Annotated in this window: 19 protein-coding genes and 2 pseudogenes; 12 read left to right on the plus strand and 9 right to left on the minus strand. The window is 65.1% G+C overall.

Annotation, left to right across the window (positions count from 1 at the left end; translation table 11 throughout):
• Positions 1 to 213: 213 nt before the first annotated feature.
• Genes BLT25_RS29575 through BLT25_RS25980 form a run of 4 tightly spaced genes read right to left on the minus strand, consistent with a single transcriptional unit; the run spans position 214 to position 2,880 of the window.
• Positions 214 to 1,593: a ubiquitin-activating E1 family protein gene (locus BLT25_RS29575; protein WP_143033868.1), complete on the minus strand. Its 1,380-nt coding sequence runs from the start codon at positions 1,591 to 1,593 to the stop codon at positions 214 to 216.
• Positions 1,590 to 2,111 (minus strand): Mov34/MPN/PAD-1 family protein, encoded by a 522-nt coding sequence (locus BLT25_RS25970; protein WP_091052209.1) that lies wholly within the window; start codon positions 2,109 to 2,111, stop codon positions 1,590 to 1,592. The genes BLT25_RS29575 and BLT25_RS25970 overlap by 4 nt, the downstream gene beginning before the upstream one ends.
• Positions 2,111 to 2,602 carry a hypothetical protein gene (locus BLT25_RS25975; protein WP_091052211.1) on the minus strand — a complete coding sequence of 164 codons (492 nt, stop codon included), beginning with the start codon at positions 2,600 to 2,602 and terminating at the stop codon, positions 2,111 to 2,113. The genes BLT25_RS25970 and BLT25_RS25975 overlap by 1 nt, the downstream gene beginning before the upstream one ends.
• Entirely contained in the window at positions 2,602 to 2,880 is a 279-nt protein-coding gene (locus BLT25_RS25980) for a hypothetical protein (RefSeq protein ID WP_091052213.1), read from the minus strand. The genes BLT25_RS25975 and BLT25_RS25980 overlap by 1 nt, the downstream gene beginning before the upstream one ends.
• A gap of 217 nt (positions 2,881 to 3,097) precedes the next feature.
• Here BLT25_RS25980 and BLT25_RS25985 point away from each other — a divergent pair, with 217 nt between their 5' ends.
• The 6 genes and pseudogenes from BLT25_RS25985 to BLT25_RS30750 all read left to right on the plus strand — a co-directional run.
• Entirely contained in the window at positions 3,098 to 3,442 is a 345-nt protein-coding gene (locus BLT25_RS25985; RefSeq protein WP_091052215.1) for a helix-turn-helix domain-containing protein, read from the plus strand.
• 57 nt (positions 3,443 to 3,499) lie between these two features.
• A complete protein-coding gene (locus tag BLT25_RS25990) occupies positions 3,500 to 4,396 on the plus strand; it encodes an ImmA/IrrE family metallo-endopeptidase (RefSeq protein ID WP_091052217.1) in 897 nt (298 codons plus the stop codon).
• Between the two features lie 496 nt (positions 4,397 to 4,892).
• Positions 4,893 to 6,251, plus strand: coding sequence for a hypothetical protein (locus BLT25_RS29580; protein WP_143033869.1), 1,359 nt, complete (start codon positions 4,893 to 4,895; stop codon positions 6,249 to 6,251).
• Positions 6,148 to 6,852, plus strand: a complete 705-nt coding sequence (locus tag BLT25_RS30535) for a DUF4231 domain-containing protein (RefSeq protein ID WP_091052219.1) — start codon at positions 6,148 to 6,150, stop codon at positions 6,850 to 6,852. Before BLT25_RS29580 ends, BLT25_RS30535 begins: the two co-directional genes overlap by 104 nt.
• Positions 6,849 to 7,475 (plus strand): GTP cyclohydrolase II, encoded by a 627-nt coding sequence (locus tag BLT25_RS26000; protein WP_091052221.1) that lies wholly within the window; start codon positions 6,849 to 6,851, stop codon positions 7,473 to 7,475. The genes BLT25_RS30535 and BLT25_RS26000 overlap by 4 nt, the downstream gene beginning before the upstream one ends.
• Before the next feature lie 6 nt (positions 7,476 to 7,481).
• Positions 7,482 to 7,804 (plus strand): annotated as a pseudogene (locus BLT25_RS30750) (transposase); the annotation flags it as partial.
• A 21-nt stretch (positions 7,805 to 7,825) separates the two neighbouring features.
• Here the strand turns inward: BLT25_RS30750 and BLT25_RS29585 are convergent.
• Positions 7,826 to 8,485, minus strand: coding sequence for a hypothetical protein (locus tag BLT25_RS29585; protein WP_143033870.1), 660 nt, complete (start codon positions 8,483 to 8,485; stop codon positions 7,826 to 7,828).
• A 492-nt stretch (positions 8,486 to 8,977) separates the two neighbouring features.
• On the opposite strand from BLT25_RS29585, the gene BLT25_RS26010 reads away from it, so the two are divergent.
• Together BLT25_RS26010 and BLT25_RS26015 are read left to right on the plus strand one after the other, a co-directional pair.
• The gene (locus BLT25_RS26010) at positions 8,978 to 9,601 is read left to right on the plus strand and encodes a hypothetical protein (protein ID WP_176884288.1); all 624 of its coding nucleotides are present in this window, start codon (positions 8,978 to 8,980) and stop codon (positions 9,599 to 9,601) included.
• A 58-nt stretch (positions 9,602 to 9,659) separates the two neighbouring features.
• Entirely contained in the window at positions 9,660 to 10,520 is an 861-nt protein-coding gene (locus BLT25_RS26015) for an alpha/beta fold hydrolase (RefSeq protein ID WP_091052224.1), read from the plus strand.
• 64 nt (positions 10,521 to 10,584) lie between these two features.
• Here BLT25_RS26015 and BLT25_RS30755 read toward each other — a convergent pair.
• Positions 10,585 to 10,719 (minus strand): annotated as a pseudogene (locus tag BLT25_RS30755) (NAD(P)-dependent oxidoreductase); the annotation flags it as partial.
• Between the two features lie 15 nt (positions 10,720 to 10,734).
• Positions 10,735 to 11,709, minus strand: a complete 975-nt coding sequence (locus BLT25_RS26020) for a hypothetical protein (RefSeq protein WP_091052226.1) — start codon at positions 11,707 to 11,709, stop codon at positions 10,735 to 10,737.
• A 164-nt stretch (positions 11,710 to 11,873) separates the two neighbouring features.
• On the opposite strand from BLT25_RS26020, the gene BLT25_RS26025 reads away from it, so the two are divergent.
• Positions 11,874 to 12,284 carry a hypothetical protein gene (locus tag BLT25_RS26025; RefSeq protein ID WP_091052227.1) on the plus strand — a complete coding sequence of 137 codons (411 nt, stop codon included), beginning with the start codon at positions 11,874 to 11,876 and terminating at the stop codon, positions 12,282 to 12,284.
• Positions 12,285 to 12,310: 26 nt separating this feature from the next.
• Here the strand turns inward: BLT25_RS26025 and BLT25_RS26030 are convergent, their stop codons facing one another.
• A complete protein-coding gene (locus BLT25_RS26030) occupies positions 12,311 to 13,195 on the minus strand; it encodes an NAD(P)-dependent oxidoreductase (RefSeq protein WP_091052229.1) in 885 nt (294 codons plus the stop codon).
• Between the two features lie 87 nt (positions 13,196 to 13,282).
• Here BLT25_RS26030 and BLT25_RS26035 point away from each other — a divergent pair, with 87 nt between their 5' ends.
• On the plus strand, positions 13,283 to 13,666 hold the full coding sequence (locus BLT25_RS26035; protein ID WP_091052231.1) for a winged helix-turn-helix transcriptional regulator: 384 nt from the start codon (positions 13,283 to 13,285) through the stop codon (positions 13,664 to 13,666).
• Positions 13,667 to 13,672: 6 nt separating this feature from the next.
• On the opposite strand, the gene BLT25_RS26040 is transcribed toward BLT25_RS26035, so the two are convergent.
• Positions 13,673 to 14,524, minus strand: a complete 852-nt coding sequence (locus BLT25_RS26040; RefSeq protein WP_091052233.1) for a helix-turn-helix transcriptional regulator — start codon at positions 14,522 to 14,524, stop codon at positions 13,673 to 13,675.
• 154 nt (positions 14,525 to 14,678) lie between these two features.
• On the opposite strand from BLT25_RS26040, the gene BLT25_RS26045 reads away from it, so the two are divergent.
• Both BLT25_RS26045 and BLT25_RS26050 read left to right on the plus strand, forming a co-directional pair.
• Positions 14,679 to 15,374 carry an SDR family NAD(P)-dependent oxidoreductase gene (locus BLT25_RS26045; RefSeq protein WP_091052235.1) on the plus strand — a complete coding sequence of 232 codons (696 nt, stop codon included), beginning with the start codon at positions 14,679 to 14,681 and terminating at the stop codon, positions 15,372 to 15,374.
• Between the two features lie 70 nt (positions 15,375 to 15,444).
• A complete protein-coding gene (locus BLT25_RS26050; protein ID WP_091052237.1) occupies positions 15,445 to 16,914 on the plus strand; it encodes a peptide MFS transporter in 1,470 nt (489 codons plus the stop codon).
• Positions 16,915 to 16,980 lie beyond the last annotated feature (66 nt).

The raw sequence follows: 16,980 nt of genomic DNA on the forward strand, positions 1-16,980 counted from the left end.
TGGATCTTTCCACACGACACGCAGAGCGCTTCTGGTCGTCGAGGGTGAGTTCTCATTGGGTTGGGACGGGCGGGTCCAATGGGTGCGATGGTTTCGACTCTGCTCCCTAGGTCTGGCTTGGACGCTATGCGAACGTTGGCATCGGGCGTCGCATCCAGAGGCTGCGTCATACGTCGCGGTGTCACCCACCTCGTGGCGAAGCAAAGGCCATCCCTACGTAAGGTCGTCGATATGGTCCCACCGTCGGGGCTGAGCTGCCTGGATGGTCTTGCGGGCACGCGGCGGCAGATGGTGCACGCACGTGGTGCCTCGATGGATGGCGGATTGAATGGGAGAGCCCAACGGCAGTTCAAGATGCGCGAGCCAGTGGTTGTCTCTGCCCTCCAGCAAGTGCCGGTCGGTGCGTAGGTCGAGCAATGCGGCGCACAGCAACAGGCCTGAGGCCGCCGACAGGAAGGGCAACGCTGCGTCGCCGCTTTGGCCGTCGGTTGGGTCTGCATGGCCCTCGGAGCATGCGAACGACGCTTGGGTCTTCGTTGGGAGGCGACATGCAGGACAGTCATCGCGGCCTGGGATGTGCCGGTGCAGTTCGGCGGTCCAGTTTGCCGATGTTGTCGCGTGCAGAAGCAGGGGTTCGCCGCGCTGGGCAACAGCGTCCCGGACTCCGTGCTCGTTAGCGAGAACTAGGAGGAGGTCGGGGCGAGGTCGCTCGGCCGGGAGTTCGTGGAACCAGGCCGTCGTCGCGCGACTGCCGTTGTTCCGGGCTGCTGTCTCCGCCTTCTTTCTCGCGACACCGACTGGAACTCCGTTGGGCCACCCGGCATCGGCGACGGTCATCCCCGCGCACCGGTTCGTGTTGTGTATCTCCGCGTCGTCACCATCGATGACGTTCCACGTGCCGATGACACCGAACACGTTTGCCCAGTATGTGAGCGCGTGGCCCACGGCTCCGCCGCCGATCACATCGACGTTGCCGACGTCGAGCGGTCCGATGGCCGAGTCGGTTCCGGCGCCGATTCCAGATGTCCTGGTAAGCAGATTGATCGCGGCCGGAGTCGGCTCGCGACCATGCACCATCGCGAAGGCGGCCGCAGCAACTAGACACGCAGTGGTGGCGGCTCCGAGTACATCAGTGTGCCCAGCGTTAGCGCTGTGCCTGGCTGCCTCGGCACCGAGTGGACCTGCGCCGCGGATGTGAACCTCTGCTCGCCCTCCGTTCCAGGTGCCCATTACGTCCGCCGCCTCGGAGCTTCCTGTGGTCGTGAGATGGAGTCGGACCTCACCGTCGACTGGCAGACCTTTGGGGCGCTGAAACGGGTCGATGGCGAAGGCGGCCGCAATCGCCACATCTTCTAGCCGTTCCCCGGTCGCCATGGTCACGTCGGGTAGGTCAAGGCGGACCTTACGGTGCACTCGGAACAGCATGTCGACCAATGCCAGGATGGCTACCTGGGCAGGCCGATCGGCAGCGGTCACCTCGTCAACGCTAAGAACGATCGGCCGGTTCAGGGCGCCCTCCTCAGCTCCGTACTGGGCGGTTCGCTTGTCGCGAGCGGCGTAGAACGCCTGCGCCTGCTGCTGGCGCGGTGTCATGCCCTGTCTCCGAGCAAATGGGGTACAACGACGAGCGACTCCGCATTGGAGACTTTGATCCATCGGCCGTCCTGGAACTGATGGAGGCCAGCGCCATCGTTGGGTTCGAGGGAGCCGATTCCGTAGTCGGCGACCACGAGAGAGAACATCGACTCGTATGGCATGAGCACCATCTTGTCGTCGCCATCGGAGTGTCGCGTGTCCCATCCGGGATGGGAGTGCACCTGGGCGACGACCCCGAGGCCGTGCGCGCGACCTACGGACGCTGCGGCGCCGACGGCGCGTTCGTCGATCTCGACGCGACCCCAGTTGTGGTTGGTCCGCGGTGCGACGCAGGCAAGCACTACAGAGGTGTCATCGATGTTCCTGCCAAGCCAAAGGACCATTCCCTCGTCGGGTCTGCCATCGGTGCTGCTTGCCTGGAGTGCGGCCCGGGTCGGCGCGACGACGCCTTCGCTGACGATGAGGCGCCCGCGGGCAGTGGTCTCGGGCAGCGGCGTGATTCGGTGAACGGTCATCAGGTCTGCATCCCGTCGCTCCGAGCCAAATGGATTTCGAGCGCCGACAGCATGTCGGCGATGGTGTGCGCTTGGGTGTAGCCGACGCCACATGTCCTCCAGGCCGCTAGCGCCGGCCAATCCGCGTGGGGCCCTCCGTGAATGCTGTAGGCGAGGCGGTTCCATGGCGCGCAGATCACCGGGTTCGTGTGGAAGATCGAGCCGTGCGGCGGTCCAGGCGGCGGAGTCGGCGATGGACGGGGGTACCCCGCCCTCTCCGTGCAGATCGTGGCGCCGTCGCCGCCGCACCACCACGCGGGCGGCTGCCTGTTCGGGTATCCCGACGCGTCGAACCAGAAAACAACCCTCAGGTCGGCGACGCGCGGATGCTCGACGACGGCCCGTCCTCTGAGCGTGATCGAATCGTAGTTGAATTCCCAGCCGTGCCGTTCGGCCCAGGCGGTGATGGCGGGCAACTCGTCCGCCAACACCGCCTCGGTGATGCTGACCATCAGACGCCACCGCCGACGTCGACCAGCTCTAGGACGGCTCCGTCGCGCACGTGCTCGCCACGCAGCGGCTTATCGCGGTCGAGGACCTCACCGTCAGCGCTCTTGAACGTGGGCGTGCCAGCGGCATACCCGAAGTGCTGCGCGACCTGCTGCGCAGCCTCTCCTACGGACATCGCGTTGGGAAAGCTGAACGGCGCCGGCTCGGGGTGCCTCGGCGAGAACACCGTGACCTCCAGCGTCGATCCGTCGCTGCCGGGCTTCTTCCCTGGCTCGCTCATTTCAGCAGGGGATGAGTTATTCATCCTGAACTCCTTCGGTCAATCGTGTGGGCCAGCCTTGGCTGGCGACGACGGTTGCGCCGTCTTCGCATTCAGGGCCATCGGATCCCCGATGTCCACCATGGTGCGATGCGTCCACTATGGTGGCATACTCGACTGTTGTCAACACTATGGTGTATGTTCACTACAGTAGTGACACGAGTTTTCAGGAGTTGGCATGGGAAGTTCGCTCGGAGACCGCCTGCGCGAGGTGCGCAAGATTCGAGGGGTTTCGCTGAAGGCTGTGGCTGCGCCGGCGGAGATCTCGGTCGCCTATCTCCAGAAACTGGAGGGCGGAGACGTCCAGCAGCCGTCCCCGCATGTGCTCCATCGTTTGAGTCAGGTCCTAGAGGTTCCGTACGCGGCGCTGATGGAACTCGCCGGATACGTCATTCCACAAAGCGACGGCGTACTCGCCGCGAACACCTTCGACCACGCCCTGAACAGCTCCGACTTGACGGCGGAGGAGCGCAAGGCTGTCGCGGCATACGTCGCACTGCTGCGGCAGCAGCGCTCGCAGTAACCGCAATGACTCGCCCGCATATCAGCGAGTGCCCCGTACTTAAGGAGACCCACTCCGATGAGACCTCTCGGGAACGTCGCCGAGATTCAAGGCGTTGCCCAATCGTTGTTGCGGCTAGCTGACGTCAACGAGCGACTCCCGACCCCGGTCCCTGAGATCGTCGCCGCTGCGGGTTTGCTGGAGGTCGACGACTACGTGCTCTCCGAAAGCAAGATCAGTCAGGCGCCCCGGGAATTGCGCAAACTTCTGCGCAGCGCGGCTCGGAAGATCCGGGGTGCCCTGGATCGCCGTGAACGGATCCTTCACATCAATCCAGAGATCGAGCTGCCGGCGCAGCGCAAGTTCGTGGAGTGCCACGAAATCATGCATGACGCGCTGCCTTGGCAAAGGGATCTCCTGGTGCTTGGTGGCACTCACAAAACCCTCTCACCCGAGATCGAGTTGAGGTTCGAACGTGAGGCCAATCAAGGGGGCGCGGAGTTGCTCTTCCAAGTCGACCTCATGACGCGCATGGCGAGGGACTACCCAGTCGATGTGAGCACGCCAGTTCAGCTCGCAACCATGTTCGGCGCGTCGCTGCACTCGACGTTTCGCCGGTGGATCGAGACGCACAGCGGGCGGCTTTGCGGAATCGTTCTCGACCCGACGCCAGTTAGCATCGCTCCGCTGACTTTCCAACGCTTCGAGGTCGTCAGCTCGCTGTCCTGGGATGCCAAGTTCGGTGGCAACCGCTTCCCAAGGCGCTTGGCCGCCCCCGACCACCGCTTCGTCGCGCCGCCGTTTCCATCCAACTTGTCGACGGAGTGGCGCATGACAGATCTGATGGGGATTCCACACGACTTGAGGGTCCAGTCGTTCACCAATTCGTACCGCACGTTCGTGCTCCTTTGGCGCCCCGGTCGGGAGAGGTTCATCGCGCGGCACAGGGCCCGTCCCCGGCTCAGCCTTGGCTAAGCTATTCCGCCCTGAAGACAACCTCTCTGACATCCCCTATAGCTCAGGAGGCTCTACGCCACTCCGCGGACGTCTCTCCTAGATCCCTGAACCGACATGATGCGCACCTGCTACTGTCACACGCAACGCATCAGAGAGGGCCGACAGTGTCCGAAACCGTTCTCCCGCCGCTCTCGCCCGACTCAGTGACCGACAAGCTGCCCCATGATCCCAATGATCTGCTCACCGGCGCCGAGCGGCGGAAGCTTGACGACGACCTTGCAGAACTAGCCCGGCTTCGACGAGAGGCCGAGACAGCGTCTGCAAGTCTCAGGCTGGCCTGAGAGCCCGAGCAGTGGAACTCAAGGACTGGAACGAGCCTGATCCAGCGGAAGTCCTCCACCCGACTTTTGACGCTGAGTGGGATGCAGCGCTCAGGCGGTATTGGGGATCGCTCAACGATGCTCCTCTTCGACGATGCACAGAGGTGGCGCGTTCGCTCGGAGCGAGGACACTCGTGATCGAAACGAGGTACCTCGATCTCGACTTTCGAAGTGAGTACTCGGCTTACTACTCTCGCCAGTTCGCAGACATCCCGGACTCAACGCACCGCCTCCATTTCTTCTTCGAGAACTTGAGTGCCGGATCGCTTTGGCAAGACGCGGCTCAAGCGGGATACCTGGGCTACGTCGTGGTGCGGCCGGCCTCGACGGGCCTCGTGTCACGCGCCCTGCTGCCTCCGCCTCCGGACCTTGCGGAAGCAGTCCGGACCTGTGTGACGGAGAAGGTGAGCTTCTTTGGTCAACAACTGACGATAACCGGAGTCCCATTTGCACAACAGGATGCGCAACTCGGCGCTTGTGCGCAGGCTGCCGCATGGATGTGTCACTACAGCGCTCACGTTCGCGGGGACACCGCCCGACGAACCAAGGCCGACTTCTCGCTCATGGCTGACGCCAGCCTCCAACCCAATCGCGGCTTACCCTCCGGCGGCCTCACGGTGGTGCAACTCAGCGATCTGTTTCGACGGTTCGAACTCCCCGCGATGTTCTATTCTGTCGGCGACCTCCCCAGCCCTCACCTCCCCTGGCAACCTGATGATCCCATTCCGCCCACCCTGGATGGCCCGTCAGCCTCGCCTCCTGGCAGTTGGGACCATCGAATTATTCCTGTTGCGTGCCGTCACCTGAACTCCGGAAATCCGGTCCTGGTTGGCACCCACGACCACGCCTTCGTCCTTTGCGGATACCGCCGCACCGACGCGCCCCAGAGGGGCTGGATCGAGTTCATTCGTCACGACGACCAAGCAGGTCCTTACCTCCTGGTCACCAATGTGCTCAACGACATCGACCCCAGAAGCGGCAAGGTCTACGGAGCCTGGCGCACTATGCACGTACCCGTCCCTGAGAAGCTCTGGCTTGCGCCCGAAGCGGCAGAACGCAAAGGGGGGCTCTACCTTGTCAAGGCCTCTAGGCAGATAGCCGCAGTTGCGCCGTCATTGCCGTTCGAGCCGATCGACGATCTCATCGCTGCCGGCCGGCTCTCACTCCGTACCTACGCGATCCGATCGAACGACTTCAAAAGAAACCTCGCTGGCCGAGGTCTCCATGCCAGCATCGTCCAGGAGTACGCACTCGCGAGGCTCCCTAGATACATCTGGGTGGTCGAAGCGATTGATCGCGACCTGCGAGAAGCAGGTCGGCCGGCTGTAGTCGGCGAAGCGGTTCTCGACGCCACCTCCTCAGACCACGCTCCCGAGGAGATCGCTCTGCATGTTCACGGCGTCATGTGGCTGCAACAGACCAGCAGAAGGATCCGGTTCCCTATCTTGGGCGACCCACGCGCGTACGAGAGTGGTGGCGTGGGGGTGGCATAGTTGCCACCGTGGCGCTCGAGTTACAGGCGACCCAAGGCAGTCGTTCGTCTTAGGGGGAGTTCTTGATTCACCCACGCGGCACGCCCGTGTGAGACAAACTACCTGGGTGACCGAGTCAAGTCCTCCCCCTGGCCGCCCGCTAGACAAGGCTTCTGAAAGTGCGTTAGACCTTTGCTCTACCGTCGCCAGATCGATCAGAGATAAGGCTAACAAGAACAAGGTCCGCGCCAGGGTGCTCACGATGTTCACCACGGCCGCCACCGCGGCGATCCCGGTGTTCATCGGCTTGTCGGGCGATGACTTCGTGACGGGCAAGGTGGTCCCGAGCATCTTGGCTGCTCTAACCGCGACCGTTGTTGCGCTCGGTCAGATCGAGCGACCACATGAACGTTGGAGCTTGTATCGGCGCTACCAGCGGATACTTGAGGCGGATGCGAAGCGATACAGGTATCGGATTGAGCCCTTCGATGATTCAGACCGAGACCGCATCCTTGCCGCAAGGGTCGCTCAGTATGAGTTGGATCTTCAGGCCGAGTGGGAGGGCCTTATTCCAACAAGTTCCGATGTCGCAGCAGTGACCAAAGAGGGGCATAGCAGGTGAGTGCGGAAATTTTCGAACATGCGTCATGCGACTTCAAGAGCCACTACGGGTCAGGAACCCTGCACATATACAGTTTTGGTGAGCATGAAGAAGACAACATCGTCTGCATCGAGGTGCCACCCCCAACGGACGGTGCTCACATGAGTGTGCCCCTTGTTAGGGTTCAGAGCGCCTGCTACACGGCCGAGATTTTCCGAGCGACGGATTGTGACTGTCATGAGCAACTCGACGAGAGTCTCAAGCGTGTACACCGCGAGGGTGGGTTTGTTCTGTACATGATCTGCGATGGCAGAGGTGCGGGACTTCTCACTAAGGTGAGGGGCCTAGCTCTCGGCGACACGCACGACATGGACACGTGGGACGCCTACAAGGCGCTTGGTGTAGAGCCGGACCCCCGAGACTACCGCCGTCCTGCGTTAGTGCTAGCCGATCTAGGTCTGCGGTCTATTCGTCTGCTTACGAACAACCCACGGAAGATAACTGGTCTGGAAGAGGCGGGAATCGACATCGACCATGTGGCCCTGAAGATTGATGCCACCCCGGATTCGCTGCCGTATCTAGTCACCAAGCAACGCAAATTCGGTCACTTGTATGACTACCTCGCGGAGGGTCCGGGATCTTGAAGTTGCGAGCGCATGGTCGCTTCCTGCCGTGAACCTGACCTTCGCTGCGGTCACGCGCTGATGGCCGCCCTGATCGACTCGATCTGCCACGGCCTGCGCGACGTGCCGGCGAGACCAACGCGCTGGGTCGCGCCCTGAAGAAGCGATCCGCCGACGTGCTTGCCTACTTCGGCGGGCGCGGCACGCCCAACGGCTCAACGGAGGCGATCAATGGTCGGCTTGAGAACCCACTAGGATTCGCCCTCGGGTTCCGCAACCTGACCAACTCCCTCGCCAGAGGCCTGCTCCAGTCTGGAGGTTTCAGACCGCAACTGCGCCAAGGACTGTGAAGTGAACCAGTTGTCGTTCGATTAAGCAAAGATTCCGATAATCCCTGCGATGACGCCTGCCGCCGTCATAAGAAGCATTAGGACTGACTCGTTCCGTTTCCACCATGGGCTTTTATCTTGTTGTTCGATCAGCAGTGGCACCACTGTGACCTGACGAGCCGCCCGCACGCTAAGTGCTAGCCCAATAACTGCGCCGGTGACCTGCCCGGCGAGGGCATACCCGCTGGCTGGAGAAAGTCCGATTTGTTGCGCGATCGTCCATCCGAGCGAGCCGCCGACGAGCATCATCAGGAGAGCTCGAACGACGCTGGCTGGAGCCTTCGAGGTTGGGCGATGGGATCGGGCATCCAGGATCTTCTTGATCTCGGTGACCGCAGCACTCGTCGGTGGCTTGGCAGTGTCCCAGAACAGGAGTGTCAGAAAGTCGCCACGCAAAGTAAGAGTGATTGAAAGATCTGGTGAATGCAGCCGAACCTCCTCGACCGTCCGCTCGAACTCGAATACATCAGTCAATGTCTCGGCCGTATAGTCGTTGACTGAGATCCGCACGTCTGACGGTCCGTGCTGTCCGACCAAGGGTTCGAGGAGCGCGACGATGTCGCGGAGGTCTTGGCGGTCGAGCGCAACGGGTCGAAGTTTCTCAAACGAGTAGGTCCATTGAGGGGGTCGCTGGATCGCCATGAGGAGAGTATGGCGCATGCGGCGCGGCAGCGGATTGTTCCGGATGGTGTGGGCAGCCTGCAGCTACGAGCCTTGTGGTCCATGAGCTTAGGGGTAGGGCGCGCTCGATCTACTTGAAGTAGTGCGACGCGCTGAAATTGCTCCCGAGGCCCGTCGCAACGAATGGAGCGACACCGCGTTCCAGCGGGCTCTCGCGGTACGGGACAGAAGGGTCGCGGAGCAGAAGAAGGCGTCCGGTCACTTGGATCCACAGGGCGTTCGTCTCCAAGTCATAGCGGTGCGTACAGCAGTGGCGTCCGCGGCGTACAGCGTCTCCTGCCCAACGCTCGCGGCAGGTTCACGCGGAGTCCCTCCCAGACCATGCCGGCGAATGGCGCGCGAGGTGATCAGCCGTCGGGCCAGTCGCGCGATCACTAGGCTTGCGGCGTGAAGGTAAGAGTAGAAGAGGGGCGGTTCGTCGAGCGGGAGACCGAGCACGGTACTGACCGCCGGATGTTCGGGGAGTTCATCGGGGCGCGCGGTGAGCTGGCTTCGTACGCCTTCGGGTGGACGTCGGAAGCGGATGAGGGGCGGATCTCGATCGGTGTCGGGGCCGGAAACGAAGGCGGCGGTACGTTTCATGCGGCTGTTGTCGAGCGTGACGGTCGCATCGGGTATGCGCTGATCGATGAGCCGTTCGAGGACGTGCCCCAAGGAGGTCCGCATCTGACCGCTGCCGCAGCCCATGCACACCGGGACATAGCGCTCATCTGGACGGTGGTCGATGCCGTGATGAAGCTCGACAGTCGCGCGGTGTGGCTGCGCCACTGGCTGCGTCGAACGAAGATCATCACGACGGCACCGGTCCTGACGGGCGAGGAGCCTGCCCTCTTCGTCTCGCGCGATGCCGACGACGGTTTGTGGCAGCTGATCGGGCCGTCGAAAGCCACCATCGACAACAACCGGGTGGGACACCTCACCCACCTCGTGGACACGGACCCGACGCTCGTGACTGTCCTGGACCTCGAGCCGGGCGAGAGCGCGATGAGGGAGCAGGCCGGCGGTCCGTGGGCTCGGTACGACGTCGACTTGCGCCCTTTGAACAGGCCCGGTGTCTTCCTCAGGGGATCGCGCTGATCGCGTATGTGGCGGACCTAGGAATGGCAGCATGGGCACCCCGTCACCAGGAGGCCCCATGCCCACCACAGCCACATTCGTCTCGCCGACCGACGGCACCGCGCTCGCGATCCGGACATGGGGAGAGGAGCTGTCCGCGCCGCGGGGCGTGGTTCAGATCGCCCACGGCATCGCCGAGCACGGGCAGCGTTACGACCGGCTCGCTCGCGCTCTCGTCGCGGCTGGGTACGTCGTGCGGGCGGTCGACCACCGCGGTCACGGCGGGTCCGTCACGTCGGCCGACCAGCTCGGTCACTTCGACTTCGAGGCGCTGGTGGCCGATGTCGCGGCCATGGGTGCCTCGCTGCGCGATGACTTCCCCGGGATCCCGGTGTTCCTGGTGGCGCACTCGATGGGGTCCTTCGCGGCGCAGACGGTGATCTTGGACCGGTCCGACCTGTACGACGCTGTGGTGCTGTCAGGCTCGACCGCCCTCGACGTACTCGCCGGTGCGCTCTCGAGCGCCGAGGGTCCGGTCGGGCTGGAGGCGTTCAACGCCGGGTTCGAGCACCGGACCGGATACGAGTGGCTCTCGCGCGATGAGGTCGAGGTCGATGCGTACGTCGCAGACCCGTTGTCCGGGTTCGATCTGCCCGACACCGCCGTGCCTCAGCTGTTCGCCGGCGCCGAGCATCTGGCCGACCCGGCAGCCATCGGTGGGATCCGCTCCGATCTGCCGATTCTCGTCGTCTCCGGCGACGCCGACCCGCTTGCCGGAGGTGGCGCACTGGTCGAATTGCTGGGGGAGCGTTACCGCGAGGCCGGATTGAAGGATGTGACGGTGACGCTCTACCCCGGGGCGCGCCACGAGATCTTCAACGAGACCAACCGCGATGCGATCACCGCCGACGTGATCGACTGGCTCACGGCTCATTCCTGACTGCAGCACGGTCGGGGACAGATGGTTTCGCATATGCGAAGCCACCTGTCCGTCGCAGCTCACCTCAGACGCACGGCCGGATGGCGTCGATGATCCGCGACCAGTTCTCGGCGCCGTACCCACGCGAGCGGGCCCAGGTGTAGTGGGCCTGGACGGCGCGGGGGAGGCCGGCGTCGATGCCGGCGGCCTCGCTGGCCTCGACGGGGTGGTCAGGTTAGGGGCCGCCAACGCGCCACCGTCTGCTGCTCATCGACGGCCTTCCTCGTTGCTCGCGCATGGTGGGTGTGTACGTGGCGCGCCACTTTGACGGCGGCGAGGAAAGGGCCTCCAGAACAGTCACTGCGACGTCTTCGGGGCTCCTGTTGATGAACGGAAAGGTGAGAAAGACTTGGAACGCAGTGTCGTCGGCCATGAGGGACACGAGGAATTGGTCAGGCTCCCGGAAGTGGCGGGCGCCCCAGGAGAACTGCAGGTGATGCTTGGCCAGCCAGGCATGGTCGACCTGCTGGAGGATCAGCCTTGTGGCGGTGTCCGAGGGGCGCTCCCAGGAACGGTCGGCGATGAGCCGCTCGACCTCGGCGTCGTACTGTTCGGCGACGAAGCTCGCACCGCTCGAAGCCGGCTTCTCGAGCAGCCAATCCCAGTGGACAACGTCGCCGTCACGACGGATGAGAACATCGGTTGAGCCGCAGCCGTATGTTCCACACTCACATCGAGCGATCGGAACCTGCCGAGGTGTGGTTTCGGCACGGAGCATGGTGACCGGAACGATCAGGTCGAAGGGGTCCATGCCCATTCCTGCAGCTCTGGACGTCATCTCGACTTCGTTGACGAAGACCTGGAGCTCGAACCCGTCCGTTAGGTCCTTCGGGGCTGGAGATACGGCGAACCTGATCACGTCGCTCGGCAGCCGGTCATACACCTCAGAGGAGCGATCTCGCGCCGGGCTGTCCGCTTGCCCTGGGAACGGGAGACCAAGCTCATCGAGCGCGTCGACCAAGACCGGTTCGATCTCGTCACGGCGTAGGTCCGCCGTAAGCCCAGCAAGTGTGCGAAGAGCGGGAGAATCGAGATCGTCGACAAGCGCTTGTGTGGCCGCGTCGATGATGACTTTGTGCTCCTCTCCCTCGTCCCAGCGAGCCGCTGCGTCGTAGAAGCGGGAGTGGGGACTGGGGCCTAGCGCGAACACGCCGTCATTCTGTGCTCTGCAGGTGTTGCAGCACCATCGAGTATTTCGCGACCTTCCGGTCAGGTCGGATGAATTCGAGCGCGATGCTCGAATTCGGCTAGCACATGCTCGGAGGCGTACGCGACGATGACTGTTCCTGATTCACCTGACTGAAGGGGCGCGAGATGAGTCGGACCTCGTTCGTGAGCAGGCTTCGCGACCAGGTCGTTCGGCCCCTCGTCCACAGCGCGCTGGCAGAGCATGAGATTCCCGAGGTCACCGTTGCGGTCGTGGTCGGCACGGAGTTCTACAGCTCACTGAGAGAGCCCGGGGAAACGCGCTGGACATACCCGGACGATGGGCATGAGTACGTCTGGGTGCATGTCACGTATCAGCCGACGAGCGAGGGTGGGGCGTGGCGGTTGGGGCGTTCTGAGGATCTCCATGACTCGTCCGAGCTGATCAATGCTCTCTTCCAGTTCGGCTGGGCTTTCGAGGGCTGGGTGTCTGAGACGACGTTCGCATGGGGCGAGGAGCGCCATGCCCGGCGTGTGGAGCTCGGAGATCTGCCTGAATGGATGATCACCGGCGCCTGAAGGTCGCTCAGGCGCCGGCGATCACCTCAGGCGTACGGCCGGATGGCGTCGATGATGCGGGACCAGTTCTCGGCGCCGTACCCACGGGAGCGGGCCCAGGTGTAGTGGGCTTGGACGGCGCGGGGGAGGTCGGTGTCGATGCCGGCGGCCTCGCTGGCCTCGACGAGGTGGTCGGTGGTGGCGCCCATCATGGTGACGGTGCTCAGGTGGCCGGGGTGGTGGCCGGCCTCGAGCTGGGCGCCGAGGTCCTCGCCGGCGGCGAGCATCGGCGGGATGCCGGCGAGGGTCTGCATGAGCTCGGGCAGAGCAGCAGAGGGCTTGATGCCGCCCGTCTCCAGCAGCGCCACGGCGTGGAGCAGCGAGGAGAGGGAGGTGAGGAAGATGTCCAGGTTGGCCTGGTACATCAGCTGGGCGAGCCCGGGGTCCTCACCCAGGTAGCGGACGGACCCGATCCGGGCCAGCGCGTCCTCGTGCCGCGAGAGCACCTCGGCGGGACCGCTGACATAGACGTACGCATCGGGGGTGCCGACCATCGGGGCGGGGACCATCACGCCGCCGGTCAGGAAGGTGGCGCCGTGGCCGGTGACCCACTCGCTGCCCTGCCGGGTGCGCTCGGGGGCCTCGGAGCTGAGGTTGACGACCGTACGTCCGGCGAGCTCGTCGGTGGCGGAGCCGAGCACGTCGTACATCGCCTGGTAGTCGGTCAGGCTGAGCACGATCAGGTCGCCGGCGGCGACGGCCTTCGCGGGGGAGTCGGCCAGCTGGGCGCCGGCGGCGACGACGTCGTCGGCGCGCGATGCGGTGCGGTTCCATACGGTCACCGGATGCCCGGCGGCGAGCAGACTGTGGACCATCGCCTGGCCCATGGGGCCGAGGCCGATGAGGGTGACGGGGGTGCGAGTTGCGTTCATGGATTCATCCTCACGACTCGCCTACGATTGCGGGAGTACCCACTATTTACTGGGGTACTTACCAAAAGGTGAGTGAGGAGCGGTCCCGTGACGAAGTCGGCCCGAAGCGGTCCCTACATCTGTGGCATCGACGCCGCGCTCGACGTGGTCAGCGGGAAGTGGAAGGGGCTGATCCTGTGGGAGCTCGACAACTATGGCGTACGCCGCTTCGCCGAGCTGCGCCGCGGCCTGCCCGGAGTCAGCGAGAAGATGCTGACCCAGCACCTGCGTGAGATGGAGCAGGACGGGCTGGTGCACCGCGAGGTGTACGCCGAGGTGCCGCCGCGGGTGGAGTACTCGCTGACCGAGCACGGCCGCAGCCTCAACGCCGCGCTCGGGCCGCTCGGCGCCTGGGGCATGGACCGCCTCGTCCGCGAGCGAACGGAGCTGGTCGAGCACCGCGACGCCGACCTGCTGCCCCGACCCTCCTAGCCGGCGTCAGGCCGATCGAGCCTCCGACGCGACGGGCCGGGTGGGCAGCCCCGCGGACGCCAGCAGAGCCAGCTTTTCCGCATCAGGTGAGCCGGCGTCGGGGTGGTAGACGACGAGCATCAGGTCGTCGGTGCCGCCGATCGACAGCCGCTCCCGGTTGAGGGTGAGCTCGCCGACCAGAGGATGGTCCATGCGGATCGGGGCGCCGGTCTGGGCGCGTACGTCATGGCGTGCCCAGAGCTGCCGGAACCGGGCGCTGGCCAGGGAGAGCTCGCCGATGAGCTCGATGAACCGTGGGTCGTCGATGTCGGTGCCGACGGCCTGGCGCAGGTTGCCGACGAAGCACTCGGTCATCGACTCCCACTCCGGGTGGAACGACTGCTGGCCCGGGTCGAGGAACTGGTCGCGCAGCTGGTTGCCGCCCGCGGCCAGCCGTGGCGAGAGCGCGCGAGCCAGATCGTTGGCGGCCAGGATGTCGAAGTAGCGCCCCTCGATGAACGCGGGCTGCACCATCGAGTCGAGCAGCTTGAGCGCCCCGGCCGGGACGGTCTCCTTGCGCCGGCGCCGCCGACGACGTGGAGCCTCGGCGACCAGCGACATCATGTGGGCGGTGTGGTCGTCGTCGAGCTGGAGCACCCGGGCGATCGCCTCGAGCACCTGCACCGACGGGTTGCGGTCGCGGCCGCGCTCCAGGCGCAGGTAGTAGTCCGCGCTGATCCCGGCCAGCATCGCGACCTCCTCGCGGCGCAGCCCGGTGACCCGGCGTACGCCCGAGACCGGGATGCCCGCCGCCTCCGGCGTCACCAGCGCCCGCCTGGCCTGGAGGAACGCGCCCAGCGGATTCGTCGCCTCGCTCATGTGTGCATCCTCATGTCTCCAGCCTAGGTCGGCGGCGAGCGGGCAGCGGGGGTCCTGTCAGGACCCGGTCTGACCAGGGCTCTGGGTGGTCGGCGCGAGCGTGCCTAGCGTCGGAGACGGCCCGACCGGGCCACCTACCGAGAAGGAAACAGAGATGACCGTCGCACTCATCACCGGCGCCAACAAGGGCATCGGCTTCGAGACCGCCCGCCAGCTCGTCGAGGCCGGCTATGACGTCTACGTCGGAGCCCGAGACGTCGAACGAGGGGAGAAGGCTGCCGCCGAGCTCGGCGCCCGCTTCGTACAGCTCGACGTCACCGACGACGTGTCGGTCACCGCCGCGCTGGCCACCATCGAGGCCGCCGAGGGCCGCCTCGACGTACTCGTGAACAACGCCGGCGTCCTCGTCGCCGACCCGCTCGACGGCCCGACCGCGCTGCGGGTCTTCGACATCAACGCGGTCGGGATCCTCCGCGTCACCGAGGCCGCGCTGCCGCTGCTGCGCCGCTCGGAGAACCCGCGGGTGGTCAACGTGTCCAGCAGCATGGGCTCGTTCTGGGCCAACACCACGCCGGGCCGGGTCGAGCAGGGCATGTTCCTGCCGCTGTACGCCGCGTCCAAGGCCGCCGCGACCATGCTGACCGTGCAGTACGCCAAGGCGAACCCCGACATCAGGTTCAATGCCGTCGAGCCCGGCCCCACGGCCACCGACATGACCGCCGGCTTCGGCATCGACGACATCGCCGCGTCGCCCGCGGAGAGCGCGAAGACCGTCGTACGCCTCGCCACCCTGGGTGCCGACGGACCCACCGGGACGCTCCAGGACAAGGACGGCGAACTCGCGTGGTAGTGGTCACATCCGGCGGTTATCGGCCGTTCGCGATTTGGGCGGGGAAGCGAGGGCTTGTGAACCTGAGGTAATGAGTCAAGTCAAAAGTGAGGCCACCGCCGGCGATGCCGGCGAGCGGTCTTTCCTGGGGCAGCCACGCGTCCTGGCCAACCTGTTCGGCGTCGAGCTGTGGGAGCGGTTCAGCTTCTACGGCATGCAGGGCATCCTGGCGATCTACCTCTACTACTCCGCGGCCGAGGGCGGCCTCGGGATCAGTGAGCCGGTCGCGCTCGGGATCGTCGGTGCGTACGGCGGTGCGGTCTACCTCTCGACCATCATCGCGGCCTGGATCGCCGACCGCCTGCTCGGCGCGGAGCGTACGCTCTTCGCCTCTGCCTGGCTGGTCGTCTTCGGCCACCTCGGGCTCGCCCTCATCCCGGGGATCGCCGGGGTCGGGGTCGGGCTGGTGCTGATCGCGCTCGGCTCGGGCGGCGTGAAGGCGAACGCCTCCTCCCTGGTCGGCACCCTGTACGCCGCCGACGACGAGCGCCGCGACGCCGGGTTCTCCCTCTTCTACCTGGGCATCAACCTGGGCGCCCTGGTCGGTCCGCTGCTGACCGGGCTGCTGCAGAAGCAGTGGGGCTTCCACGTCGGCTTCGGGCTGGCCGCGATCGGCATGATCCTCGGTCTGGTGCAGTACGCCCTGGGCCGCAGCGCGCTTCCCGACGAGAGCCGCGTCGTCCCCAACCCGCTTCCCGCCGCCGAGCGCGGCCGTTGGATCGCCATCGCCGTCGCCGCCGTGGCGGCGATCGTGGTGCTCTGCCTGACCGGTGTCATCACCGCGCCCCGTCTGGCCAACATCGTGATCGGCATCAGCGCGGTCGCCGCGGTCGCGCTCTTCGCCGTCATCCTGCTGAGCAGCCAGGTCACCGCCATCGAGCGGAGCCGGGTGTGGGCGATGGTGCCTTTGTTCGTCGCCTCCGCGGTCTTCTGGTCGCTGTACCAGCAGCAGTTCACCGTGATGGTGGTCTACTCCGACCAGCGCCTGGACCGCGACATCCTCGGCTGGGAGATGCCGGTCTCCTGGGTCAACTCGATCAACCCGGTCTTCATCATCCTGCTCTCCGGGGTCTTCGCGGCTCTGTGGACCAAGCTCGGCTCCCGTCAGCCGTCGACGCCGGTGAAGTTCGCGATCGGCACGATCCTGATGGGCATCGCGTTCTGGGTGTTCCTGCTGATGCCGAGCGGTGAGCACACGGTGCCGCTGATCGGCCTCGCGTTCATCCTGCTGCTCTTCACCCTCGCCGAGCTGCTGCTCTCCCCGGTCGGTCTCTCGCTGGCCACCAAGCTCGCCCCCGAGCGCTTCCGCACCCAGATGATGGCGCTCTTCTTCCTCTCCGTCGCCCTCGGCACCGCGATGTCCGGTCGCCTCGCCGAGTTCTACGACGTCAGCGACGACAGCGGCTTCTTCTGGTGGGTCGGGCTCGCCTCCGTCGTGGTCGGCGTCCTGCTGCTCATCGGCAACCGGCCCATCCGGCGGCTGATGGCCGGCGTGCACTGATCCCAATCGCCTGCGCCGCCGGCCGCTGGACTGCCCCGAGATCTGCGGGGTCGATATCCGCGGCCG

Source organism: Nocardioides sp. YR527 (assembly GCF_900101045.1).
Lineage (GTDB): Bacteria > Actinomycetota > Actinomycetes > Propionibacteriales > Nocardioidaceae > Nocardioides.

Bases quoted from the DNA above. Each gene is read 5' to 3' on its own strand.
- BLT25_RS29575 (WP_143033868.1), bottom strand. From the start codon at position 1,593: ATGACACCGCGCCAGCAGCAGGCGCAGGCGTTCTACGCCGCTCGCGAC.
- BLT25_RS25970 (WP_091052209.1), bottom strand. From the start codon at position 2,111: ATGACCGTTCACCGAATCACGCCGCTGCCCGAGACCACTGCCCGCGGG.
- BLT25_RS25975 (WP_091052211.1), bottom strand. From the start codon at position 2,602: ATGGTCAGCATCACCGAGGCGGTGTTGGCGGACGAGTTGCCCGCCATC.
- BLT25_RS25980 (WP_091052213.1), bottom strand. From the start codon at position 2,880: ATGAGCGAGCCAGGGAAGAAGCCCGGCAGCGACGGATCGACGCTGGAG.
- BLT25_RS25985 (WP_091052215.1), top strand. From the start codon at position 3,098: ATGGGAAGTTCGCTCGGAGACCGCCTGCGCGAGGTGCGCAAGATTCGA.
- BLT25_RS25990 (WP_091052217.1), top strand. From the start codon at position 3,500: ATGAGACCTCTCGGGAACGTCGCCGAGATTCAAGGCGTTGCCCAATCG.
- BLT25_RS30535 (WP_091052219.1), top strand. From the start codon at position 6,148: ATGTTCACGGCGTCATGTGGCTGCAACAGACCAGCAGAAGGATCCGGT.
- BLT25_RS29585 (WP_143033870.1), bottom strand. From the start codon at position 8,485: ATGGCGATCCAGCGACCCCCTCAATGGACCTACTCGTTTGAGAAACTT.
- BLT25_RS26010 (WP_176884288.1), top strand. From the start codon at position 8,978: ATGTTCGGGGAGTTCATCGGGGCGCGCGGTGAGCTGGCTTCGTACGCC.
- BLT25_RS26015 (WP_091052224.1), top strand. From the start codon at position 9,660: ATGCCCACCACAGCCACATTCGTCTCGCCGACCGACGGCACCGCGCTC.
- BLT25_RS26025 (WP_091052227.1), top strand. From the start codon at position 11,874: ATGAGTCGGACCTCGTTCGTGAGCAGGCTTCGCGACCAGGTCGTTCGG.
- BLT25_RS26030 (WP_091052229.1), bottom strand. From the start codon at position 13,195: ATGAACGCAACTCGCACCCCCGTCACCCTCATCGGCCTCGGCCCCATG.
- BLT25_RS26040 (WP_091052233.1), bottom strand. From the start codon at position 14,524: ATGAGCGAGGCGACGAATCCGCTGGGCGCGTTCCTCCAGGCCAGGCGG.
- BLT25_RS26045 (WP_091052235.1), top strand. From the start codon at position 14,679: ATGACCGTCGCACTCATCACCGGCGCCAACAAGGGCATCGGCTTCGAG.
- BLT25_RS26050 (WP_091052237.1), top strand. From the start codon at position 15,445: ATGAGTCAAGTCAAAAGTGAGGCCACCGCCGGCGATGCCGGCGAGCGG.